19 protein-coding genes and 1 tRNA gene are annotated in these 23,822 nt (G+C 71.2%); 8 read left to right on the top strand and 12 right to left on the bottom strand.

Features of this window, described 5'->3' with window-relative positions; genetic code table 11:
• Window positions 1-2 precede the first annotated feature (2 nt).
• Together ACQP17_RS19380 and ACQP17_RS19375 are read left to right on the top strand one after the other, a co-directional pair.
• Entirely contained in the window at window positions 3-2,609 is a 2,607-nt protein-coding gene (locus ACQP17_RS19380; protein ID WP_433857405.1) for an MFS transporter, read from the top strand.
• Window positions 2,610-2,826: 217 nt separating this feature from the next.
• A complete protein-coding gene (locus ACQP17_RS19375; protein ID WP_433857404.1) occupies window positions 2,827-3,660 on the top strand; it encodes a YceI family protein in 834 nt (277 codons plus the stop codon).
• Window positions 3,661-3,705: 45 nt separating this feature from the next.
• Here ACQP17_RS19375 and ACQP17_RS19370 read toward each other — a convergent pair whose 3' ends face one another.
• From ACQP17_RS19370 to ACQP17_RS19345, 6 genes are all read right to left on the bottom strand, one after another.
• On the bottom strand, window positions 3,706-4,476 hold the full coding sequence (locus ACQP17_RS19370) for a TetR/AcrR family transcriptional regulator (protein ID WP_433857403.1): 771 nt from the start codon (window positions 4,474-4,476) through the stop codon (window positions 3,706-3,708).
• A gap of 100 nt (window positions 4,477-4,576) precedes the next feature.
• Window positions 4,577-6,133 carry an MFS transporter gene (locus ACQP17_RS19365; protein ID WP_433857402.1) on the bottom strand — a complete coding sequence of 519 codons (1,557 nt, stop codon included), beginning with the start codon at window positions 6,131-6,133 and terminating at the stop codon, window positions 4,577-4,579.
• Between the two features lie 137 nt (window positions 6,134-6,270).
• Window positions 6,271-8,592: an ArnT family glycosyltransferase gene (locus ACQP17_RS19360; protein WP_433857401.1), complete on the bottom strand. Its 2,322-nt coding sequence runs from the start codon at window positions 8,590-8,592 to the stop codon at window positions 6,271-6,273.
• On the bottom strand, window positions 8,589-9,911 hold the full coding sequence (locus tag ACQP17_RS19355; RefSeq protein ID WP_433857400.1) for a glycosyltransferase: 1,323 nt from the start codon (window positions 9,909-9,911) through the stop codon (window positions 8,589-8,591). The genes ACQP17_RS19360 and ACQP17_RS19355 overlap by 4 nt, the downstream gene beginning before the upstream one ends.
• Before the next feature lie 56 nt (window positions 9,912-9,967).
• The gene (locus ACQP17_RS19350) at window positions 9,968-11,470 is read right to left on the bottom strand and encodes a sensor histidine kinase (RefSeq protein WP_433859946.1); all 1,503 of its coding nucleotides are present in this window, start codon (window positions 11,468-11,470) and stop codon (window positions 9,968-9,970) included.
• A gap of 319 nt (window positions 11,471-11,789) precedes the next feature.
• Window positions 11,790-12,491, bottom strand: coding sequence for a response regulator transcription factor (locus ACQP17_RS19345; RefSeq protein ID WP_364873820.1), 702 nt, complete (start codon window positions 12,489-12,491; stop codon window positions 11,790-11,792).
• A 429-nt stretch (window positions 12,492-12,920) separates the two neighbouring features.
• Here ACQP17_RS19345 and ACQP17_RS19340 point away from each other — a divergent pair, with 429 nt between their 5' ends.
• Window positions 12,921-13,466, top strand: a complete 546-nt coding sequence (locus ACQP17_RS19340) for an NADPH-dependent FMN reductase (protein WP_433857399.1) — start codon at window positions 12,921-12,923, stop codon at window positions 13,464-13,466.
• Window positions 13,467-13,574: 108 nt separating this feature from the next.
• On the opposite strand, the gene ACQP17_RS19335 is transcribed toward ACQP17_RS19340, so the two are convergent.
• From ACQP17_RS19335 to ACQP17_RS19325, 3 genes are all read right to left on the bottom strand, one after another.
• On the bottom strand, window positions 13,575-14,450 hold the full coding sequence (locus ACQP17_RS19335; protein ID WP_433857398.1) for an amidohydrolase family protein: 876 nt from the start codon (window positions 14,448-14,450) through the stop codon (window positions 13,575-13,577).
• A 144-nt stretch (window positions 14,451-14,594) separates the two neighbouring features.
• Entirely contained in the window at window positions 14,595-15,593 is a 999-nt protein-coding gene (locus ACQP17_RS19330; protein WP_433857397.1) for a DUF2797 domain-containing protein, read from the bottom strand.
• Window positions 15,594-15,634: 41 nt separating this feature from the next.
• Window positions 15,635-16,690: a GlxA family transcriptional regulator gene (locus ACQP17_RS19325; RefSeq protein WP_433857396.1), complete on the bottom strand. Its 1,056-nt coding sequence runs from the start codon at window positions 16,688-16,690 to the stop codon at window positions 15,635-15,637.
• Window positions 16,691-16,734: 44 nt separating this feature from the next.
• On the opposite strand from ACQP17_RS19325, the gene ACQP17_RS19320 reads away from it, so the two are divergent.
• Window positions 16,735-17,523, top strand: a complete 789-nt coding sequence (locus ACQP17_RS19320; RefSeq protein ID WP_433857395.1) for an NAD(P)H-dependent oxidoreductase — start codon at window positions 16,735-16,737, stop codon at window positions 17,521-17,523.
• Window positions 17,524-17,584: 61 nt separating this feature from the next.
• Here ACQP17_RS19320 and ACQP17_RS19315 read toward each other — a convergent pair.
• Window positions 17,585-17,658: transfer RNA gene (locus tag ACQP17_RS19315), tRNA-Met, on the bottom strand.
• A gap of 478 nt (window positions 17,659-18,136) precedes the next feature.
• Here ACQP17_RS19315 and ACQP17_RS19310 point away from each other — a divergent pair.
• Entirely contained in the window at window positions 18,137-18,502 is a 366-nt protein-coding gene (locus ACQP17_RS19310; protein ID WP_433857394.1) for a hypothetical protein, read from the top strand.
• A gap of 1,669 nt (window positions 18,503-20,171) precedes the next feature.
• On the opposite strand, the gene ACQP17_RS19305 is transcribed toward ACQP17_RS19310, so the two are convergent.
• Together ACQP17_RS19305 and ACQP17_RS19300 are read right to left on the bottom strand one after the other, a co-directional pair.
• Window positions 20,172-20,855, bottom strand: coding sequence for a hypothetical protein (locus ACQP17_RS19305; RefSeq protein WP_433857393.1), 684 nt, complete (start codon window positions 20,853-20,855; stop codon window positions 20,172-20,174).
• 567 nt (window positions 20,856-21,422) lie between these two features.
• Window positions 21,423-22,178, bottom strand: a complete 756-nt coding sequence (locus tag ACQP17_RS19300; protein WP_433857392.1) for a GntR family transcriptional regulator — start codon at window positions 22,176-22,178, stop codon at window positions 21,423-21,425.
• A gap of 78 nt (window positions 22,179-22,256) precedes the next feature.
• On the opposite strand from ACQP17_RS19300, the gene ACQP17_RS19295 reads away from it, so the two are divergent.
• The 3 genes from ACQP17_RS19295 (at window position 22,257) to ACQP17_RS19285 (ending at window position 23,762) form a co-directional block, all read left to right on the top strand.
• Complete coding sequence (locus ACQP17_RS19295) at window positions 22,257-22,535, top strand: hypothetical protein (RefSeq protein WP_433857391.1); 279 nt, start codon at window positions 22,257-22,259, stop codon at window positions 22,533-22,535.
• A 262-nt stretch (window positions 22,536-22,797) separates the two neighbouring features.
• Entirely contained in the window at window positions 22,798-23,022 is a 225-nt protein-coding gene (locus tag ACQP17_RS19290; protein WP_433857390.1) for a hypothetical protein, read from the top strand.
• Window positions 23,022-23,762, top strand: a complete 741-nt coding sequence (locus ACQP17_RS19285) for a GntR family transcriptional regulator (protein ID WP_433859945.1) — start codon at window positions 23,022-23,024, stop codon at window positions 23,760-23,762. Before ACQP17_RS19290 ends, ACQP17_RS19285 begins: the two co-directional genes overlap by 1 nt.
• The last annotated feature ends 60 nt before the right edge of the window (window positions 23,763-23,822 follow it).

Raw genomic sequence — 23,822 nt, 5'->3', positions numbered from 1 at the left:
ACATGGCTACGACCACACCGGCCGGTGTGCGGGGCGGCCACGCCAGACACGGAGGCGGACACCACGCCTCCGACGGGGCCCCGATGACTCACCGTCAGATCATGGAGGCGCTGTCCGGGCTGCTGCTCGGCATGTTCGTCGCCATCCTGTCGTCGACGATCGTCTCCAACGCGCTGCCCGAGATCATCCATGACCTCGACGGCGGACAGAGCGCCTACACGTGGGTGGTCACCGCCTCGCTGCTGGCGATGACCGCCACCACCCCCCTGTGGGGCAAGCTCTCCGACCTGTTCAGCAAGAAGCTGCTGGTCCAGTTCGCGCTGATCATCTATGTCCTGGGCTCGGTCGTCGCCGGTCTGTCGCAGAACACCGGCATGCTGATCGCCTGCCGGGTCGTGCAGGGCATAGGCGTGGGCGGTCTGTCCGCCCTGGCCCAGATCGTGATGGCCGCGATGATCTCCCCGCGGGAGCGCGGCCGTTACAGCGGCTACCTCGGTGCCACCTTCGCCGTCGCCACCGTCGGCGGCCCGCTGCTCGGCGGCGTCATCACCGACACCAGCTGGCTCGGCTGGCGCTGGTGCTTCTACGTCGGTGTGCCGTTCGCGATCATCGCGCTGATCGTGCTGCAGAAGACCCTGAAGCTTCCCGTCGTCAAGCGCGAGGGCGTCAAGGTCGACTGGGCGGGCGCCTTCTTCATCAGCGCGGCGGTCTCGCTGCTGCTGGTGTGGGTGACGCTGGCCGGCGACAAGTACGACTGGATGTCGTGGCAGACCGCCGCGATGGTCGGCGGCGCGGTCGTGCTCGGCGCGGTCTTCGTCCTCGTCGAGACCAAGGCCAAGGAGCCGATCATCCCGTTGCGGCTGTTCCGCAACAAGACGATCACCCTGGCCTCGCTGGCCTCGCTCTTCGTCGGTGTCGCGATGTTCACCGGCACCGTCTTCTTCAGCCAGTACTTCCAGCTGGCTCGCGGCAAGTCGCCGACGATGTCCGGTGTCATGACGATCCCGATGATCGGCGGCCTGTTCATCTCGTCGACCGTGTCGGGCCAGATCATCACCAAGACCGGCCGCTGGAAGGCCTGGCTGGTCTCCGGTGGCGTGCTGCTGACCGCCGGCCTCGGCCTGCTGGGCACCATCCGCTACGACACCGAGTACTGGCACATCGCGATCTTCATGGCGCTGATGGGCCTGGGCATCGGCATGATGATGCAGAACCTGGTGCTCGCCACGCAGAACCAGGTCGCCCCGCAGGACCTCGGCTCCGCCTCGTCCGTCGTGACCTTCTTCCGCTCGCTGGGCGGTGCGGTGGGCGTCTCGGCCCTCGGTGCGGTGCTCGCCAACCGCGTCACCCACTACGTCAAGGACGGCCTGGCCGACCTCGGCCCCAAGGCCGCCAAGGCCGCCGCGCACGGCGCCGGCAACAGCGGCGGCGGCATCCCGGACCTGGATTCTCTGCCGGCTCCGCTGCGCACCGTCATGGAGAGCGCCTACGGTCATGGGGTCGGCGATGTGTTCCTGTACGCGGCGCCCTGTGCGCTGCTCGCCTTCCTCTTCACCCTGTTCATCAAGGAGGTCGCGTTGAAGACGCGTGGCGGACTGCACCAGAGCCCGGAGGGCGAGGAGGCCGCGGCCACCGCGCCCGCCACCCCGTCCCTCACCGGCGTCCCCGCCCAGGCCGCCGCCCCGGCGCCGGCCGAGGAGCGGGAACTCGCCCTGGTGGGTGCCCCCTCGGTGGCCCCGGAGGACGACGCGCACGTCCCCTCCTGGGCCCAGCCGGCCGCCGCGGCGGCCACCCGGCCGCTGGCCGCCTACGCCTCCGCCGGCGGCGGTGACGCCACCCCCACCGGCTCCGCGGTCCACGGCTTCGTCCGGAACGCGGACGGCAACCCCGTGCCGCGGTCCGCGGTCACGCTGATCTCGCTCGGCGGGCGTCAGCTGGGCCGCGCGGTCGCCCAGGCCAACGGCTCGTACATGCTGAACGCCCCCGGCGCCGGCTCGTACGTGCTGATCGCGGCGGCCGACGGCCACCAGCCGCAGGCCTCCACGGTCGTCGTCGGCGACCAGCCGCACGGCTACGACATCCTGCTCAGCGGCACCAGCGGCCTCGGCGGCCAGGTCCGCAGCGCGGCCACCGGTCAGCCGGTGGAGGGCGCGATGGTCGTCGTCACCGATGTCCGCGGCGAGGTGCTGGCCACCGGAGCGACCGGCGCCGAGGGCCACTTCGCCTTCGACGAGCTGGCGCCGGGGACCTTCACCGTCGCCGTGAACGCCCCGAACCACCGCCCGGCCGCGCTGCCGGTCGAGGTCGGCGGCCAGGGCACCACCCGCATCGAGGTCGAGCTGCTGTCCGGCGCACGGGTGCAGGGCGTCGTCCGCGCGGGCGACGACCGCCGTCCGCTGCCGGACGCCCGGGTGACGCTGGTGGACGCGGCCGGCAACGTCGTGGCCACCTCGACGACCGGGGAGGACGGCGCGTACGCCTTCACCGACCTGGACGCCGGCGACTACACGGTCATCGCGAGCGGCTACCCCCCGGTCGCCACCGGCCTCGCGGTCGACGCTCGCGGGGTCGACGGGTACGACGTGGCACTCGCCCACCCCGGGGACTGACCTCCGGCCCCCGGGACCTCCCCGGGAGCAAGACCCCGGTCCCGGGCGCGCATTGAGCGGAGGCGCGCCCCGGACCGGCCCCCAGGGCTCCGGCGGCGGCGTGGCACACAGGCAGGGGACGGCCTGCACGCCGCCGTCCGGAGCCCGACACTCCCCCGGCCCGCCGCGGCGCCGCGGCGGGCCGGGTCACCACACCAGGCAAGAAACGGGAGAGGCAATGACTTCGACGGGCGCGGGACTGCGGGCCCAGATCCGCACACGGGACGGCTGGGCGGTCCAGCACGCCGTACTGACCGTCACCGACATGACGGGCGCGCAGGTGCTGCGCGCGGCGGCGGACGAGGAAGGCGCCGTCCGCAGCGCAGAGCCGCTGGCCCCCGGCCCGTACACGGTCATCGTGACGGCCGTCGGCTACGCGCCGGCCGCCTCCACGGCGATCGTGACGGCGAGCGGCCGGATGGACGTGGGCGCCGTCGTCCTGGCGCGGCAGGGCGGGGCCGAGCTGCCGCCGCCCGGTGCCTGGACCATCGACCCGATGCACTCGTCGGTGGCCGCGGTCGCCCAGCACCTGGGGATCTCCAGCGTGCACGGCCGGTTCACCGAGTTCAGCGGCCGGATCGAGATCGCCGAGGACCTTGCGACGTCGCGGGTCGAGGCGGTCATCAAGGCCGCGTCCATCGACACCGGCAACGGGATGCGCGACGGCCATCTGCGCTCCGAGGACTTCCTGAACGTCGAGACGTACCCGGAACTCACCTACCGCAGCTCGGGCCTGGCACCGGCCGGCACCGACCGCTGGACGGTGCACGGTGAGTTGTCGCTGCACGGCGTCGTGCGCCCGGTGGACCTCGAACTGAGCTACCTGGGCACCGGACCCGACCCGTGGGGCGGGGTGCGCGCCGCGTTCCGCGCGACCGCGGAGCTGCGCCGCGAGGAGTTCAAGATGAACTACAACCAGGTGGTGGCGGCCGGCATCGCGGCGATCGGCACGACGCTCAAGGTCGAGCTGGACATCCAGGCGGTGCAGGGCGAGAGCCTGCCGATGGGGTGAGGCCCCGGGCCTCCCCCGGGGCCCGGGCCCGCCCGGCCCCGGCCGTCAGCGCGACGGCCGGTCGCGCATCGCCTCGATGCCGGCGATCTGCAGATCGAGGGCGAAGGCGAAGTCGCGGTCGCGCATCTCCTCCATGGTGGCGCCGCCGCGGGCCGCCATGACCTCGGTGGAGTTCTCCAGCAGCTCGGCGAACTCCGGGCGGCCCTGGAGCGCCTGCATCACCTGCCGGAAATACGCGTCGACGGGCATCCCCGCCTCCGCGCAGCGGGCGTTGAACAGGCCCTCGATGGTGGCGAAGCCGTAGACGAACTGGAAGACGGCGGACAGCCCGCCGGCGATCTGCTCCAGCGACAGCCCGCTGCCCTTCATCACCCGCATGCTGGCGTCGGAGAAGGCCGTGGAGTGCGGGCCGACGTTGATGTACATCCCCAGCAGCCGGGCGACCCACGGGTGGCCGGTCAGCAGGGCGCGGTACTCGCCGGCCAGTGCCCGCAGGTGCTCCCGCCAGTCCTGGCCGGCGTCGCTCTCGTCCGGCAGCCGCATCTCGCCCATGACGTGGTCCAGGGCGAGTTCCAGCAGGTCGTCCTTGGTGTCGACGTACCAGTAGACCGACATCGCGGTGACGCCGAGGCCGGCGGCGAGCCGGCGCATGGAGAACTTCGCCAGGCCGTCGGCGTCCAGCAGCCGGACCGTCGCCGCGACGATCTTGTCCAGGCCGAGTCCAGCCGGCTGCTCTGTCTTCCGCCGGGGCGGGGGGCGTTCGGTCAGCCAGACGCTGTTCGGCCGCTTCCCGGCCGGGCCGTCCTTCGCCGCCATGGCGCCCTCCCTGTTCCTGCGCGTCGTCCGGGGAACGGCCCGTGGGGGCGCGGTGCCCGCCGCCCGTACGGGCCGTTCGCGATCATGTCCACGGACGATGCTATTCCGCCGCGGCGGCGGCCGGTTCCGGACCGGCGGACGCGCCCGGCGCCGCCTGCCCGGTGCCGGTGCGCTCGGCCCGGCTCAGCAGCACCGCGGCGAGCAGTCCGCCGAGGAAGACCGCGGCCGCCCCGGCCAGCTGGCTGACGCCGATGCCGGTGGCGAAGGCGTCCTGCACGGCGGCCCGTTCGGCACCCGTACGGGCCCGGTCGAGCGCCGCGGGCAGCGAGCCGGCGCCCGCGGCGACCACCGGGAGAAGCGCCACGAAGCGGGAGTTGAGGACCGCGCCGAGGACGGCGACGCCCAGGCCCTGGCCGAACTCCATCAGCGTGCCGTTGACCCCGGCGCCCACGCCGGCCTTGGCCGGCGGGATCGCGGACATGATCGCGTTGGCCATCGCCGGCATGGCGAGCGCCACGCCGACACCCATGACGAGCAGGCCGGTCAGCAGGCCGCCGTAGCTGTGCCCGCCGAGCAGCGCTATGGCGGCGAGACCGGCCGCGAGCAGCGACATCCCCGCGATGATCATCCCGGGGGTGCCGATCCTGGGCATCAGTCGGGCGCCGAGACCGGTGAAGTTGATCAGGATGACGGTGACGGCGAGCGGCGCCATCCGCAGCCCCGCGTCCAACGGGCCGTAGCCGAGCACCAGTTGGAGGTGCTGGGTGAGAAGGAAGAGCGAGCCGCCCATTCCGAAGGCGACGAGGATGCCGCCGGAGACCGCGCCGATGAACCGGCGGTTGCGGAAGAAGTGCATGTCCAGCATGGGATACGGGACCCGCAGTTCCCACCGGGCGAAGGCCGCGAGCCCGGCGGCCCCGACGGCGGCGGAGATCAGCACCCGCCCGGACAGCCAGCCGGCCTGCGGCCCGGAGATGATCGCGAAGACCACCCCGCCCATGCCGATCATGGACAGCAGGGCGCCCGGCAGGTCCGGCCGCTCCCCGCCGGGGCTCCTGGACTCCGGGACCAGGGCGACGACGGCCACCACCGCCATGACGGCGACCGGCAGATTGACCAGGAAGAGCGAGCCCCACCAGAAGTGGTCCAGCAGCGCGCCGCCGATCAGCGGCCCGGCGACGAAGCCGAGGGAGTTGACCGAGCTCCAGATGCCGATGGCCTTGGGCCGCTCGGCGTCGTCGAAGATCTGCATGACGACGGCGAGGGTGGTGGTCACCAGCAGCGCGCCGCCCACGCCCATCCCGGCGCGGGCGGCGATGAGCTGGCCGGGCGACTGGGCGAGGGCCGCGCCCAGCGAGGCGAGGCCGAACAGCGCCAGGCCGGTGGCGAGCATCTTCTTGCGGCCGTAGCGGTCGGCGGCGTTGCCGGCGGTGAGCAGCAGACCGGACTGGACCAGCGAGTAGGCGTTGATCATCCACTGGACGTCGGCGGTGGTCGCGTTCAGCTCCCCGGTCAGGGAGGGGATGGCGACGTTGAGGACGGTGTTGTCGAGGACCACCGTGAGCTGCGCGAGGCAGATGACGGCGAGGATCACCCAGCGGGCGGCGTGCCGGCCGGTGGGCTGGAGCGTGGTGGCGTCGGAGGCCACGGCGGACATACGGGCTCCCTGTACGGTGCGAGGCGGACACCTTACACCGTACAGGGAGTGTTATACGCCGTACATTTCCTTTTCCGTCGTGCCGGCGGGACGGCGCGCCGCGCCCCGGGGTACCGCCCGGCGTCCGCCCCCGCCCGTTAGGCCTTCCGGGTCAGGTCGTAGAAGGTGGCGCCGCCGACGGTGACCTTCCGGAAGGTCTTCTCCACCCAGGACGAGATCTTCGCGGAGTCGCCGCTGCCACCGCCGGGACCGCCCCGCCCGCCGCCGGGGTTGCCCTTCCCGCCGGTGGTGGCCTTGCCGCCGGGCCCGGCCCACGTGCCGCCGGGGCCGCCCTTGCCGGTGCCGGGACCGCCCTTGCCGCCGCCGGCGCCGCGTCCGTCCCGGCCGCCCGCGATGAAGTAGTGGATCTTCCCGTCCGCGACGTAGCGCTGGAACTGGGCGAGGGTCGGCGAGGGGTCGCTCCCGTTGAAGCCGCCGATCGACATCAGCGGCTTCTGGGTGGCGAGTTGGTAGCTCGCGGCGTTCTGCGCACCGATGGCCGCGGCGGCCCAGGTGTAGTGCTCCGCGTCCTTCGACACCAGCGCCTTCGCCCGGTCGCTCACCTTGCTGCCGTTGAGCAGACCGCCCATGCCGCCGCCCGTGCCGCCGCGCTCACCGAAGCCGCCCGGGAAGCCCTGCCGGGCCCCCTGCTTGCCGCCCCGGACCGTGCCGCCGGCCCCCGGCGGCATGCCCTGCCCGCCCCGGCCCGCGCCCGGGACACCGCCCGGCATCCCGCCGTTGTGGCCGCGCCACATCCGGCCCCGGCCGCCGCCCGGGAAGCCGCCGGGCCCGCCCATCGCACCGCGCACCGAGGGCCCGGCCGTGACGATCGACCCGTTCTTGGGGGTGTTGACCGTATCGAGGGTGTACGCCACCGGCCCGGCCAGCGCCGTGGCCACCGCGAGCCCGGCCGCGAGCACCGCGACCCGCCGGCCCGCGGCGGTCCGCGGCGTACCGGCCCCGTCCCCGTCCGCAGCGCCGTCCGGTGCGGCCCGCCACAGCGGCGCCCCCGGACGCGCCGCCGCCGGCAGAGCGGCCGCCGCGAGCAGACCGAGCACCAGCACCGTCCAGCGCAGCCACGGCAACCACGTCGGCGAGCGGTCCAGCAGCACGAACGACCAGCCGGCGGTCACCACGACCGTCCCGGCCAGCACACCGGCGGCGAGCCGCCCGCCGCGCCGCCACAGCAGCGCCGCGCCCATCCCGACCAGCGCCGCGATATACGGGGCCAGCGCGATGTTGTAGTACTGGTGGAAGATCCCGGACATGAAGCTGAAGATCGTGAAGGTCATCAGCAGGGCGCCGCCCCACACGAGGAACTCCGCACGCTGCGCGGCCTGTTCGGCGGCCACCGCGCGCCGCGCCCGCCACAGCACGCACACCGCCGCCACCAGCAGGATCAGCGCCGCGGGCAGCAGCCACGAGATCTGCCCGCCCATGTCGGACGAGAACAGCCGGGTGATCCCGGTCTGCCCCCAGCCGCCACCGCCGCCACCGCCGCGGCCACCCCCGCCGACGCTGCCGGTCTCGTTGCCGCTGATCCGCCCGAAGCCGTTGTAGCCGAAGGTCAGCTCCAGGAAGCTGTTGTGCTGCGAGCCGCCGATGTACGGGCGCGAGGACGCCGGCCACAGCTCGACGATCGCCACCCACCAGCCGGCGGACACCACCATCGCCAGCCCGGCGAGCAGCAGTTGGCCCAGCCGGCGGCGCAGCGTCACCGGCGCGCAGCAGGCGTACACCACGGCCAGCGCCGGCAGGATCAGCCACGCCTGGAGCGTCTTGGTGAGGAATCCCAGGCCGAAGCAGACCCCGGCCAGCACCAGCCACCTCGTACGGCCGTCGGCCAGGCCGCGCAGCACCGCGGCGACGGCGCAGACCATCAGCAGGCACAGCAGCGCGTCGGGGTTGTTGAACCGGAACATCAGCGCCGCGACCGGCGTCACCGCCAGCGCCGCGCCCGCGAGCAGCCCGGCGCCCGCCCCGAACCGCCGCCGCACGGCCGCGTACAGCACCCCGACGGTGGCCACGCCCATCAGCGCCTCGGGCACCAGGATCGCCCACGAGCCGAGCCCGAAGAGCCGTACCGACAGCGCCATCGGCCACAGCGCGGCCGGCGGCTTGTCGACGGTGATGGCGTTGGCCGCGTCCGAGGAGCCGAAGAAGAAGGCCTTCCAGCTCTCGCTGCCGGCCTGCACGGCGGCCGAGTAGAACTGGTTGGCGTAGCCGGAGGAGGACAGGCTCCAGAGGTAGAGCACCAGCGTGACCAGCAGCAGTGCCGCCAGCGCGGGGCGCGCCCAGCGGGGGTCGGCCACCGGGTGCGGCGCCGCGGACGGCTCCCCGGAAGCCGGCGGCGCCCCCTGCGGTGGCGTCGGGGTCGGATACGGCGGCCGGGCCGGCGTACCGGACGGGTGCGGGGTCATCGAGCGCTCCTGAAGAGGTCGTCACGGTCGTGCGGAACGGGCAGCTGCGCCGCGGCGGTCTCGTCCGCGCGTTCACGGTCCGGGAAGACCCAGGCGCGGAAGAGCAGGAACCGCAGCACGGTCGCCGCGAGATTGGCGGACACCAGCACCGCGAGTTCGGTGCCGTGCGAGGGGGTGCCGCTGGCGGCGTCGAGGGCGGCGAGGGAACCGCTGGTCAACACGAGTCCGATGGCGAAGACCACCAGCCCCTGGGCCTGGTGGCGGACCGCCCGGTCCCGGCCCCGTACGCCGAAGGTCAGCCGCCGGTTGGCGGCGGTGTTGCCGAGCGCCGAGACCAGCAGGGCCGCCGCGTTGGCCGGCTGCGGCCCCACGCCGAGCCGGAAGAGGGAGTACAGGCCGAGGTAGAGCAGGGTGCTCAGCCCGCCGACGACGCAGAAGCCGACGAGCTGGCGGGCCAGTCCGCCGGGCACCCCGGACAGTTCACGGTCGCGCGGATCGTCCCCGAACGGGCGGGCCAGCCGGTCCAGCGGCAGCGCACCGGTCGCCAGCGCCCGCCCCACCCGCCACACGCCCTTGAGGTCGTCGGCGGCCGTCCGCACGAGGTGCACGGTGCTGTCGGGATCGTCGATCCAGTCCACCGGCACCTCGTGGATCCGCAGCCCGGCCCGCTCCGCGAGCACCAGCAGCTCGGTGTCGAAGAACCAGCCGGTGTCCTCGACCATCGGCAGCAGCCGCGCGGCCACCTCGCCCCGGATGGCCTTGAACCCGCACTGCGCGTCGGAGAACCGGGCGGCGAGCGAGCCGCGCAGGATCAGGTTGTAGGCGCGTGAGATGAATTCCCGCTTCGGCCCACGCACGACGCGGGCGCCCCGGTTGAGCCGGGTGCCGATCGCCAGGTCCGAGTGCCCGGAGATCAGCGGCGCCACCAGCGGCAGCAGCGCGTTGAGGTCGGTGGACAGGTCGACGTCCATGTAGGCCAGCACCGGCGCCTCGGACAGCGACCACACGGTGCGCAGCGCCCGCCCGCGCCCCTTCTGCTCCAGTCGCACCGCCGTGACCTCGTCGATCGCGTCGTCGAGCCGCGCGGCGACATCCGGCGTACGGTCCGTGCTCGCGTTGTCGGCGATGGTGATCCGGAAGGTGTACGGGAAGGTGCGGACGAGGTGCTCGTGGAGGCGCCGCACACAGGGTGCGAGGTCCCGCTCCTCGTTGTGGACGGGGATCACCACGTCCAGCACGGTCGCGATCTGGCCGAGGCGCAGATGCTCACGGGGCGGCAGGGAACCCAGCTGCGGGCCGGGCGGCTGTGTCGTCGTCATGCAGACGACACTCGCCAACTCCGCTGTCATGCCCGTGTGGTGAACCTGTGCCTGGGCTATGAGTGGGGGACGGTGGGTGCGCTCGGGGGCGCGGGCGGGAGTGCGGGCGCCCGAGCGGGCGCGGTCCGGGTCACGGCCGATGCGTCCGACGCGTCCGACGCGTCCGACGGCAGGGTCACCGTGAAGACGGTCCGTCCCGGCACGCTGTCCACCCCGACCGTGCCGCCGTGCGCGGCGACCACCGCCTGCACGATGGCGAGGCCGAGCCCCGTGCTCCCGGCGATCCGCGAGCGCGAGGCGTCGCCGCGCGCGAAGCGCTCGAAGACGTGCGGCAGCAGCCCGGCCGGAATGCCGGGTCCGTCGTCCTGCACCGCCAGCCGCACCGGACCGCCCCGGCCCGCCGCCACCACCCGTGCGGTCACCGTGGTGCCCTCCGGCGTGTGGGTACGGGCGTTGGCCAGCAGATTCACCAGGACCTGGTGCAGCCGCTCGCCGTCGCCGCACACCAGCGCCGGCTCGTCCGGCAGCTCCAGCCGCCACCGGTGACCGGGCCCGGCCACCCGCGCGTCGCTCACCGCGTCCACCACCAGCGGCGACAGATCGGTGCGCGCACACGACAGCGGCCGGCCGGAGTCGAGCCGGGCGAGCAGCAACAGGTCCTCCACCAGCCCCGTCATCCGCTCCGCCTCCGACTCGATCCGCCCCAGCGCGTGCCGGGTCTCCGGCCCGGGCTGCTCGCGTCCGCGCCGGGTCAGCTCGGCATAGCCGCGGATCGACGCGAGCGGTGTGCGCAGCTCATGGCTGGCGTCGGCGACGAAGCGCCGCACCCGCGTCTCGCTCTCCTGGCGGGCCGAGAGCGCCGAACCGACGTGTCCCAGCATCCGGTTCAGCGCCGCGCCGACCTGCCCCACCTCCGTCCGCCCGTCCGACTCGGACGCCGGCACCCGTACGTGCAGCGCCACCTCGCCGCGGTGCAGCGGGAGTTCGGAGACGCGGGTGGCGGTGGCGGCGACCCTGCGCAGCGGCCGCAGCGCGATGCCGACCATCGCGGACCCGGCGATCCCGGCCGCGATCAGCCCGGCGAGCGTCACACACCCCTCGATGAGGACGAGCCTGCCGACCGTGCCCTGGACGTAGCGCAGCGGCAGGCCGAGCATCAGCGTGCCGTTCTTGCCGGTCTGCACCCGGTAGTCACCGAGGCCGGGCACCTCGGTGGTGTGCGGCCTGCCGTCCCGCGGCACCGCGTCCAGCGCGGCGAGCTGGTCCCCGTTCAGCCGCGCCAGCCGGTCCTCGGGCAGCCGCTGGTTGGAGTTGCTCAGCTTCGCCCCGTCCTGGACGGTGCCGTCGGGCCCGATCCGTGCCCCCACGGTCCCCAGCGGCTGGCCCCCCATGGCCACGAAGTCCAGGCCGTTGCCCTCCTTGCGCAGCGGATCGTGCGGCCGCGGATCCTCCGCCCGCCGCACGGATTCCTGGACCTGCCCGTCCAGCTGCCCCTGCAGATAGGAGTGCAGGGCGATGGTCGTCACCGTCCCGATGACGGCGCCCACCACGGCGATCATGACCACCGCCGACACGACCAGCCGGGTCCGCAGCGACCAGCGACGGCGCGACGCGGCGGGGGGCGGGGAGGCCGGGGGTGCGGGGAGTGTCGGGGGCGTCGCGGGTGTCGGGGGCTTGCCGGGGGCGGGGTGGCCGGTTCGGTCGGGCGGGGTGGGGTGGTCGGCCGGGACGGAGTGGTCAGCCGGGACGGAGTGGTCGGCCGGGACGGAGTGGTCGGCCGGGACGGCCGGTTCGGCCCGGCCATCCGGCGTGTACGGCTCGCTCGGCTCGCTCACCGACCGCCCGGCCGGCCACCCGGCCGGCCGCCGGGTCGCTCCGTCACTCACCGGGCTTGATCAGATAGCCCGCACCCCGGCGGGTGTGAATCATCGGCGCCCGCCCCACGTCGATCTTCCGCCGCAGGTACGAGATGTAGAGCTCCACGACGTTGGCCTGGCCGCCGAAGTCATAGCTCCAGACCCGGTCGAGGATCTGCGTCTTGCTCAGCACCCGCCGCGGATTGCGCATCAGATAGCGCAGCAGCTCGAACTCGGTGGCCGTCAGATGGATCTCCTGACCGTCCCGCCACACCTCGTGGCTGTCCTCGTCGAGCACCAGATCGCCCACCGTCAGCCGCGACTCGCTCCGCGCGGCGGCCGCGCCCGCCCGGCGCAGCAGTCCGCGCAGCCGGGCCACGACCTCCTCCAGGCTGAACGGCTTGGTGACGTAGTCGTCGCCGCCCGCCGTCAGCCCGGCGATCCGGTCCTCGACCGCGTCCTTGGCGGTCAGGAACAGCACCGGGACGTCCGGCAGTTCCCGCCGCAGCCGGCCGAGCACCGTCAGCCCGTTCATGTCGGGCAGCATCACATCGAGCAGGACCGCGTCCGGCCGCCAACTACGGGCGCAGCGCAGCGCGCCCGCGCCGTCCCCCTCCGCGCGGATGTCCCAGCCCTCGTAGCGCAGCGCGAGCGACAGCAGATCGGCCAGCGAGGACTCGTCGTCCACGACCAGGACCCGTACGGGACTGCCGTCGGCCCGCAACAGCTCCGGCTGCTTCGCGGGCGCCCCCCTGGAGGACGAGGCCGAAGCCGACGTACGGAACGACGCTGAGGAGGACGAAGTCACGGTCATGTCGGTGAGCTTGAGAGGCCGCCGTGAGAGCTTCCTTGCGCCTTTCTGTGAATTTCCTGAGAATCCCCCGTGCTCCGCTTCCCCCTCCCCCGGGGGCCCGCCCCCGCCCCGCCCCACCCCTGCCCGCACACTGCCCCGTACCGCCCCGCCCCGGCCGTACGCGTTCCCGACCGGCCTGGGCCGCCCCCCGCGCGGTCCAGGCCGATCACCACCTGCACAGCATCGCACCGGCCACTGACAATCGGCCTGACCAGCACGTTCACCTCCCGCCGGGTGCCCCCGCCGCCCAACTGGGCCCCGTCCCCGCGCCCCACGCCGCGTGCCGCGTACCGTCACCCCATGAGACTCCTCGCCCTCTCCGGCAGTCTGCGGGAACGCTCCTCCAACGGCGCTGTGCTGCGCTCCGCCCTCGCCCTCTGGGACGGCCCGACCGCCCTCGCGGACATCGGCGCGCTCCCGCACTTCAACCCGGACCTGGACGGCGAGGGCGACACACCTCCCGCGCCCGTCGCCGCCCTGCGCACCGGGGTCGCCGCCGCCGACGCCCTGCTCCTCGTCAGCCCCGAGTACGCGCACGGCGTCCCCGGTGTCCTCAAGAACGCGCTCGACTGGCTGGTCAGCAGCGGTGAGTGCGTCCACAAGCCGGTCGCGGTGCTCACCGCCTCCCCGTCCCCCGCCGGCGGCGACCACGCCAACGCCCAACTCCGCGAGACCCTGCGCATGATGACCGGCACGGTCGTGACGGCGGCCTGCCGCGAGATCCCCGCCATCGGCCCGAAGACCGACCCCGCCACCGCCCGCCTGACGGACGAGGACACCCTCGCCGACCTGCGCACGGCCCTGACGCACCTGGCCGCGGCCGCCGCCACCCCACCGGCACCCTGACGCCGTCCGGGAAGCCGGCCGAACACCCCGGAGCCCGGCCGGCCTCCCCGCTCCCCGCCGCCCCTCACGGCACCGTCCGCACAGTCCGCGCCGTCCGCGCCGTCCGGCTCACACCCCGAACAGCCGCGCCGCATTCCCGTAACAGACCCCGCGCAGCCACTCCTCGCCCAGCTCCAGCCGGGTCAGCGCCTCCAGCGCATGCGCGTACCCGTAGGGGATGTTGGGGAAGTCGCTGCCGAACAGCACCCGCTCACCGAGGTCCCTCAGCCGGCCGCGCTCCTGTCGTGGGAACGGCGCGGTCCGCTCGGAGAAGTCGGTGAAGGCCATCGTCGTATCGAGGTGCACCCCCGGATAGCGCTGTGCGAGGTCCAGGAAGTCGGTGTACTCCGGCATCCCCATGTGGGCGATGATCAACCGCAGCCGGGGATGCCGCGCCAGCAGCCGCGCGATCGGCTCGGGCCCGGTGTGCTTGCCGGGCGCCGGCCCCGAGCCGCAGTGGATGACCACCGGCGCTCCGGCCTCCGCGAGCGCACCCCACACCGGTGCGAGCCGCGCATCGGCCGGGTCGTACCCGCCCACCTGCACATGCGCCTTGAAGACCCGCGCCCCGCTCGCGAGTTCGGCCTCCAGATAGCGGCCGGCGCCCTCCTCCGGGAAGAACGTCGCGGTGCGCAGGCAGTCGGGCGTCCGGGCGGCGAAATCGGCCGCCCAGCCGTTGAGCCACTGCGCCATTCCCGGTTTGTGCGGGTAGATCATCGAGGTGAACGCCCGCACCCCGAATCCGCGCAGCACCGCCAGCCGCTCGTCCTCCTCGAACCGGTAGGCGATCGGCCATGCCCGGCCCACCAGCGGCCCGGCGGCGTCGAAGTACGCCCAGACCTTCGCCATCACCCGCTCGGGCATGAAGTGCGTGTGCACATCGATCAGCCCCGGCAGCCCCAACTCCCGCCAGAACGCGCCGACCCGCTCATCCCCGTCCGCCACGCCGGGCCCCTCCCCTTACGTCTCGCCCCTACGGGCCCGCCCGCCACGGCTCCCCACGGCGACTCGCCCACCACATCCCGCACCAGCTACCCGCACACAGCATCCAACGCCCCCGCCCACCCCGGAACAACCCCCTCCGCCGGCTCAGAACAACCCCTCCTGCCCACCGCCCTCCCGCTCCCCGGCCCCCTTCGCCCCGGCCCGCCCCCTCGCCGGCTCCGACACCGGCACGGTCGTCACCGGGCCCGCGGCCGCCCCCAGCACCCACCCCGACAACACCCGCGCGTCCATCACCGCAATCAGCCCACCGGTCCCACCGCCCCTACCGGCCCCCTCCCCCTCACGCGCTCCCGCCCCGTGCTCGCCCGCCAGCCGCAGATACACATCGGACCCCACCCCGGCCAGCACCTCCCCCACCACGTCCGCCCCCGCCGTCATCCCGCCCAGCTCCGCCACCTCACCCGGAATCCGGTCGAGCCCGAACAACTGCGAATGGTCCGTGCACGCGAACTCCACCGGCTCCAGCGTCTCCGGCCAGAGCGCCGGCTCCCGCGCCCTGCCGTGCAGGTGGGCCAGCTCGGCCGCCCGGTCCGCCACCGGTGGCAGCGCCCCGCGCGCCGCCCGCTTCGCCGCCTTCGTGAACCTGTCGGGCACCGCCAGCGCGCTCCCCAGCACCGCCTCCGCCCGCCGCGCCGCCATCAGCGGCCCCCGCCCCAACCAGGCGTACGCCACCGCGCCCTGCTCCACCAGCCGGGCCGCTCCCCGCTCGGCCGCCGTGATCCCCACCTTCAACAGGCCGGGCCCGAAGTACGCGAGGTAGACGCCGTACGGACGCGGGTCGTCGGCCATCGTGTCCGCCGCCACCGAACGCGACCGGTCCAGCTGGGCGCAGCGCGCGCACTGGTCCCTGGCGCTCACCCCGTCGAGCACCGCGCGATACGGGCACACGATCCAGCGGCCGGCCCGCCACACCCCCGGACAGCGCCGTTCCCCCACCGCCGTGAACGCCAGCGTCCTGCCCGCGGGGAGCAAGCTCGTCCGCGTCTCCGCGCGCTCCGCGCAGTACCAGCCGAGCCGCTGCGCGAAACGCCCCGCCGGCTCCGGCCCACCGCCCGACCAGCGCGGTCCCGTACATCGCCACACACTGCCAGCGTACGACCACCCACTGACAACGCCGCCCGCGCTCACGGTGCGCCGGGGCCCTGCCCGCCCTCGCTTCCGGGTCCCCGGAAGGTGCACCGGTAGGCCCGCGGCGAGACCCCCACCGCCGCCTGCAGATGCTGCCGCAGCGAGGCCGCCGTCCCGAAGCCGGCCTCGGCCGCGATCCGGTCCACGGTCAGCTCGGTCTCCTCCAGCAACTGCCGTGCCCGCTCGACGCGTTGCCGGGTCAGCCACTGGAGCGGCGAGATCCCGGTCTCCTCCCGGAAGCGCCGGGTGAAGGTCCGTACGCTCATCGACTCGCGCGCCGCCAGCTCCCGCAGACTCAGCGGCCGGTCCAGATGCTCCAGCGCCCAGGCCCGCGCCGCCCCCGTGGAGGACAGCTGCGGCTCCGGCACCGGCCGCCGGATGTACTGCGCCTGGCCGCCCTCCCGGTGCGGCGGCACGACCGTCCGCCGCGCCACGTCGTTGGCCACCGCCGCCCCGTGATCACACCGGACCATGTGCAGACACAGATCGGTCCCGGAGGCGACACCGGCCGCCGTCAGCACCTCGCCGCAGTCGGTGTACAGCACGTCCGCATCCAGCTCGACCGAGGGGAACAGTCGGCGGAAGTCGTCCACCGAGGCCCAGTGCGTGGTCGCCCGCCGCCCGTCCAGCAGCCCGGCCGCGGCCAGCACGAACGCCCCCGTACAGATCGACGCGACCCGCGTCCCCGGCCGGATCCGGCCCAGCGCACCGGCCAGCTCCGCACTCAGCCGCCCGGCCCCGCACCCCTCGCTCCCGTCGTAGTCCGCCCCGGACGCCGGTACGACCACGGTGTCGGCCGTCGCCAGCGCCTCCGGCCCATGGGCGACGCGGACCGTGAAATCCGTGTCCGTCAGCACCTCCCCGGCCCGCAGTGCACACGTCATCAGCTCATAGAGCGGCTCCCCGTCGGCCGACCGGGCCTCCCCGAAGATCCGGTGCACGATGCCCACCTCCATGGGCAGCATCCCGTCCCGCACCAGCACCACCACCCGGTGCCGCCGCCCGCCGCTCTCCTCCACACCCATGGCCCGATCCTGACACACCATGGCCATCGGGCCACTCGTTTGCCCCTCCACACCCCCGGAGAGTGGAAGACATGAAGGTCCTCTGGCTGTTCGCCCACCCCGACCGGCGCTCACTGAGCGGCTCCCTCATGACCGAGGGCCTGCGCACCCTCGACGCGCACGGCCACCAGCACCGCGTCTCCGACCTGTACGCCATGAAGTGGAACCCGGTGGTCGACGCCGCCGACTACGCCCACGACCCGGCCGACCGCCTCCTCGTCGGCGAGGCCTCCCAACGCGCCTACGAGGGCGGCCATTTGGCCCCCGACATCCGCGCCGAACAGGAGAAGCTCACCTGGGCCGACACCTTGATCGTCCAGTTCCCCCTCTGGTGGTACGGCATGCCCGCCGTCCTCAAGGGCTGGTTCGACCGCGTCTTCGTCAAGGGCTTCGCCTTCGGCCTCACCAACCCGGCCACCGGCCGCCCCCGCCGCTACGGCGACGGCAGACTCACCGGCAAGCGCGCCATGGTCGTCACCACCGCCGGCGCCCGCGCCGCCACCCTCGGCCCCCGCGGCGTCAACGGCGACCTCAACGACCTCCTCTTCCCCCTCCAGCACGGCACCCTCTGGTACACCGGGATCTCCGTCGTCCCGCCCCTCCTCATCCCCGGCGCGGACCGCACCACCCCCACCACCTACGCCACCGCCGCCACCCGCCTGCGCGAACGCCTCCGCACGCTCCCCACCACGCCCCCGCTGCCCTTCCGCCACCAAAACGGCCCCGACTACGACGACGACCTCCTTCTCCACCCCACCCCGACCCGACCCCCCGGCCCGGCCGCCCACTACACAGCCCCACCCCCACCGGCCCACCCCTGAACCACACGCACAAAAGCCGCAGGCCCAGTGGAAGTGAATCCACTGGGCCTGCGGCTATCAGTAGCGGGGACAGGATTTGAACCTGCGACCTCTGGGTTATGAGCCCAGCGAGCTACCGAGCTGCTCCACCCCGCGTCGGTAACCCAAACTCTACGCGACACCCACCCCAACACCTAATCGCCTCCCCGACCCACCCCCCCTCCCCTCATCCCCCTTGTCCACATATGCCCCACCCCACCCCGCCCTACGGACTCGACCGCACGAGGGACGCACTGAGGGATGGCCGCAACACCCGGACAATGACGCCGACCCGGCCGGCATCCGGGTGCCCACCTGGTCCACCCCGACCAGCGCTCAGAGGCAGTTGCCGTCGCTTACTGCCGTCAAGAGAAACACCAGAGGCCCCGTTCGATATCGAACGGGGCCTCTGGCTTGCTGTGCGCTCGGCAGGATTCGAACCTGCAACCTTCTGATCCGTAGCTCTGGAGAGATCGGTCATTGGGGGTCATACAGGCTGCGGGGAGGAGCATGGCGACCGGTGCTGGGCGCTGGCGCTTGCTGGGGTTGCTGTACTTCGTTGCTGTACAGCACGATCGGGGCCGGGGGTGAGAGCGTGCGACGGGAACGACTCGAACAGTTGCTGAGAGGTGACGACGAGACCTCGGCGGCCGCTCTGGCTGCTCTCCGCTCCGGCGCTTCTTATGTTGTCTGGGATGGCACGACGCCTGCCCAGTCACTCGCCGGAGTTTATGGGCGCCGGCTCAGACACACCCTCCAGAAGGGCATCGAGACGTCCGGCCTTGAGCAGGCCGTGCAACACCTCAACCGCTACGGCGGGCCGGTCCGGCTGAGTCAGATCCGGGCCACCGATGGGGCGTGGATCTTCATGCTGTTCCTCGACCAGGACGGCAGCACCCTGGTGGCGTGCACCGGCGTCCGGCAAACCCAACCGGGCCCGCCACCATCAGACGCCTGCTGAGTTCTGCACCGCCATCACGCTTTCCAAGTCTGTTGGCGGGAGAGCCCCAGTTTGGAAGTGCTCGACACGCACACGGCTCCGAAGAGCCGTTCAGCGCTGGATACTTCCCCAGGTCATAGGCCCGCGAGGGCGCTCTCGGCGATTCCCTGTCCATGGATGGTCCACAGCACGCCAGTCGATCCATATCGGCGATGTCAGTGACTCGCGGGATGCTGACGGCATGAAACATCCCAAGACGAACCACGGTGGTGCCTTACTCGAGCTGCGCGCTTCCGGCGTCGAGCCTGTGCAGCCGTACCCCGGTAGAACATCAATCCCCCTCCTCGTGAGATGCCTCAAGCCGCGCTGCGAGGGAAACGCCACCCCGTTCCCAACCTACCTAAGCTCCGTCCGGGCGTTGGCGAAGGAGGGCAAAGTCGCCTGCATACACTGCCGCAGAGGGGAGCGTGCCCATCAACGTAGAGCCGAGATGATCAAGCTGGGGCGGGTTCTACCCATGTTCGAAGTTACCGGCTCCAGAACTGCCACCCGTTCCTGGTGTCTTCGTTGTTGGGAGGTCTGCGACCCTGGCCCCAGGCTCGACAACGTCAAGAACGGCCAGCAGGGTGGCTGCGAGAACTGCGGCGGCAAGAGGCGGCACCCTGAAGAGCGCGCCCGTCAGATCGCGAAAGAGTGGGGCTATATTCCCGACCCAAAACTGCCATACAGGAACGATGCCACGAAATGGCCAGGGCGCTGTATCGCGAAGGGACACTTCTGCTCGCCCGTCCTCAATAGCAGGTTTCAATGTGGACCGTGCGGAGCTTGCGCGGACAATGGCTTCAAACCAGATAAACCGGCGGTTCTGTATCTAGTTGTTTCGCCTCGACTTGTAGCAGCCAAGATTGGAATATGCGAAGACAGCCCCAAGAACATGCGGCTCGCTGACCACCGCCGGAACGGATGGCTCAGCGTCGAGACAATGCGGTTTGAGATCGGCGCTCAGGCTCGTGCTGTTGAGAGCGTGATCGTGCGATCTTGGCGTCGCGCAGGATTCCCTTACGTCCTGGACAATGGACTGGGCTACGTGGGCTACACCGAAACCGTTCCACTAACCGCGGTCTCTGTCGCGGAAATCTGGGCGCAAGTCTGTGACGTGGCGGGACGGGAAATGCAGTAGCCAAGGCTGACTGACACAGGATGGACGTAAGTGCTGCTGGGCGCCCTCAGACGATGACTTCGCTGCGCCAGCGCCCCTCTCCCAGCTCTTTGAGCAAGATCTGCCTCAGAGGGCGGTGGAACGCCTTTGGACCGGAGCTGCTTTGGGGCGAGCGATCATGGCCCCTTAAGCTTCCGGCGAGTCTGGCAGTCTGTGGACCTGCCCGTTAAAGCACGACGTTGGGGCCGTGATCTTAGAGGCTCGCCCCAAAGCGGCTGCCTAAGAGGAACTAACAGAATGCTCGGACACTTTTAGGAGCGAGGTAGGGCGATCGCGGACGTGACCAGTGGATGCCTGCCTTGGGCGGACGCCAGTTGACTCAGGCCCCGGCGAGCCCCGAGTCTCCTTGAGCCCCCGTCCGTTCTGGCACGAGAGTGGCACGGCCTGGATGCGGATCAGTTGATTGGCGGCCCCGGGGTGGTCAGACTGGAGGCAGCATGGAGGGTGACGCCAGACTGCTGCCCAGGTAGCTCATTCGGAGAGACCGAGTTGAGCTCGAAGCGACTTGCGGCGCCCAAGGAAAAGGACTTGATCCTCGATCTCCTCAAGGATCTTGATGAGCTTTTGCCCTTCGAGGGCTACCTCTTTCACTCGCTGATCCTGGCGCTCTTTCTCTGAGCTTATTCGGGCTTGCCACTTGTAGTGCACAAATCCATTTCTTAGTTCCATGAGTTCGGCCATGGTGCGCATGATTTCTTTCTCAAGTGGCTCCGCGCCCAGTGACGTCCACACGTCCTTCATCTTCAGGTTGAAGCCGCAACTGCGGACCAGGGCTACCGCTACTCCTGCTGGCACGTTGGACCGGCAACTCAGGCTGATCAAGATATTGTTTATCCAATGCTCGATCCATGTGGCGTAGAATAGGATCGCGAACCAGTATTCCTCGGAACCTACGGCCTCGTTCGCCTTGCGGAGTAGGCCGTCAGAGTGGTCGGTTACCACGAGGACTTCGCTGTCGGACGGATCGCTGTCTCGTTCGTTCGCCGAATCGACGGGCTCAGTGTCGTTGAGGAAGCCGAACAGGGCAGCGCTCACCACCTCCTCGTCAGTCATTTCCGAAATGTCGATTGCGCCGCTGCTGACGGACCTATCTACGACTCCCCACGACAGCCTTTTTCCAAGAGACTCATAAAGTGGCAGATCGGATTCATCCATAGGGCCTAGTTTGACATTCGCCCCATGGTGTCGTCAGTCGAATTATGAGGTCGGCGGAGCGGATTGGGGGGGAGTGATCATGGCTCCGTAAGCTTCCGGCGCGTCGGGCAGTCTGTGGACCTGCCCGGTAACGCACGACGTTGGGGCCATGATCTTCGAGGCTCCCCCCTAAGTGGCTGCCTAAAGCCGTGGAACCCATCGCCCCAGCCACGATGTGTTCTGGCCTCATGCCGCCAGCCAACCCTCTCCAGGGCGCTCGTCGGCGCAGCGCCGGCGGAGCGAGCCGAAGACAGAAGCGGCGCCCGCGGCGGAGCCGGTAGCGCGCCCGGCGGAGCGGAGCGCAGCCGGGGCTGCGCAAGTGAAGACAAGTTCGACAGGAGCCCAACACGTGGGACCTGATGCACGTTGACCCCTCGTTGCGAACTACCGGCAGCAGGGTCGTCGAGGTCGCATCACCACGGATGAACCCAGTCCTGCTCACAGCGCAGACACACTGGAGGCTGTGTGGGCATGCACGTCTCCGTTCGCTAGTCGTGTGGGAACACCGGGTTGGGAACGTCAGCTCCACTAACGACTGATGGGGATCTCGTAGACGATCTCGCACAGAGCGGCAGGGACGACGATGTCCGCCGTCTCAACGGGCCGCCCCTCGTCGCTGTAATACGTCCGCCGGACGTGCGTGACCAAGCCGCCCTTCTGGATCCCGAGGAGCGATGCCTCCTCGGCATTCGCTTGCCGCGGCTCCGGCTGCTCCACTGCGTGGCTGATCGTGATGCCGATCTCGGCCATGCGGTTCACCACGCCCGCGCCTGCGTGCGGCCCTCCCTCGGGGAGGACGACGACGGTGCCAGCGGTGAGGTCGTACGGCTCCCAGCTCGTCGACAGCTGCACAGGCTTACCGTCAGCGAGGAACTCGTACACGGTGCGGACGCACAGATCACCCTCGGCGATACCGAGCCGCGACGAGATCTCGGCAGGCGCCGGCACCTTCGCCTCGGTCCGGCTCTCCCAATCCCCCAACTTGCCCGCGGCCTTCATGTCCGCGCGGAACGGGGAACCGTCAGGCTGCTCGCGCGCCGAGGAGCGGACCACGCGTACACGCTGACGAGGGGCGGCAACGTACGTACCGGATCCGGCACGACCCTCCAGCGCTCCCTGGGAAATCAGTAGCTCTTGAGCGCGACGAACCACGTTCTCGCCGACGTCGCACTCCTCGGCAATCTGGGCGCGCGACGGGAGTCGGTCTCCCGGCGTCCACTCCTGCTCCGCGATCCGTCGCCGGAGCTCGTCAGCGATTCGGAGATACGGCGGCTGCTCAGGCATATGGAAAATCTAGTCCACTAGCCCTAATCTAGTTAACTAGCTTCACTCCAAGTGACCGCCAGTGACGGAGGCTGCCCTGTGCCTGCTTCGGAACCAAGAGCCGAAGGCATCGCAGCCCGGCTGTCCGCCGCCGGCCTCACCCCGCGCGTGGAGCACCACCACGTAGTCACCTCGATCGAAGCGGAGGTACCGGAAGCGCTCTCCGCCGAGTCATGGCGGGAGGTCTTGGAAGTGGTGGCGGAGGCCGACCGATTCGGGCTCTTCGCCAACAGCTTGAACGGCCGCACCTTATGGGCCGCCGTACACAGAACGGCCCCCGCGACAGGCGATGTCCGGGGGCCTGGCCGTCAGCGATAGGAGCTGATCAGCATGTTCAACCGTATCCGCCACAACTGGTCCGCGACGGCGGAGGCCCTTTGATGCCTCCTCGTCAGAAGCACTGCGTGAGCAACCCGAAGGCCGTTACCTATCAATCGAGTTCCTGCCGGATCGGTAGGCACAGTGAGTGCGCGCATTCCTCGCCCGCGGCTGCACCGGTCGGCGTTCCCATCGTCTACGAGGCGTGCAGTTGCGCCTGCCACACAGTGGCCTCCCGCGGTGACCGAAAGGACGGACCCCAGTGAGGGGCTGGGCGCCGGGTGGTGCACCGGCCGCCCCTGTCGAGATCACATCTGCCAGCGTGCAGCGCGGCGACATCATCCAGATCGGCGGCCATTCGTGTCGTGTCACCAACCTGCTCCAGCTTCCCGGCGGAGCGAAGCGTCTGTGCTTCGAGTCGGGCGAACTGCTCACCCTGCACGCCCGCTCTCGGCTTGTAGTCCTACGCACGCTGAGAAGGTGGTGATGCCGTCCGTGACTTCTCGCCGTCACGTCATTGCCGATGACCTCCGGAACAAGATCTCGACCGGCCGGATCAAGGCCGGCGCATGTCTCCCTTCTGAGGCGCAGCTCGCTTCCCGCTACGGGGTCAGCACGTCGACGTTGCGAAGCGCCCTCTCGGCCCTACAGGGCGAAGGGCTCGTCGAGAAGATCCACGGCAAGGGCAACTTCGTCCGCTACCCCCTCCGCAGAATCACGTACATCGGCGGCGGTCACACGCTCAGGACGGAGTCCTCCGCCGAGTCGGCGTTACGCGTCAGCGTCCGCACCACCAACCTCCAGGCGCACGGTCAACTGACCTTTCTGCTGGGGGTGTCGGCCAGTAGCCCGCTCACCGAATTCCTCTGCCTCACCCACGAGGGGAAGTCACCGCACAGCCTCGCTCGCATCTACGTACCTCGCGACCTGTCGCCGACCGACGTTCCCGCCGAATCGCACTGCTGCAAGAGCGTTGAGGCGAAGCTGACAGAGCTCCGCCCGCCGCTGGCTGAGGTCCGCGAACGAGTCAGCGCTCGTCCTCCGACACCAGAGGAAGCGGCGACCCTTCGCATCAGCTCGACCTTGTCAGTACTCGCGATCACGCGCGTGGCGGCCGACCACACAGGCCGCGTGGTCGAGGCGGCGCTCCTGGTGCTTCCTGGCGACCGCGCCGACGCATTCTTCACCACTCACCACTTGACTCACGAGAGGACAAGCGGAGGATGACGACCCACAGCGAGCTGCGGCTCCTCCCGTGGTCAGGACCCGAGGGCAACCCCTGCTATC

This window comes from Streptomyces kronopolitis, assembly GCF_050953795.1.
Classification (GTDB): domain Bacteria; phylum Actinomycetota; class Actinomycetes; order Streptomycetales; family Streptomycetaceae; genus Streptomyces; species Streptomyces kronopolitis_A.
The sequence above is the reverse complement of the archived record's forward strand: the minus strand, read 5'-3'. Positions and strand labels throughout refer to the sequence as shown.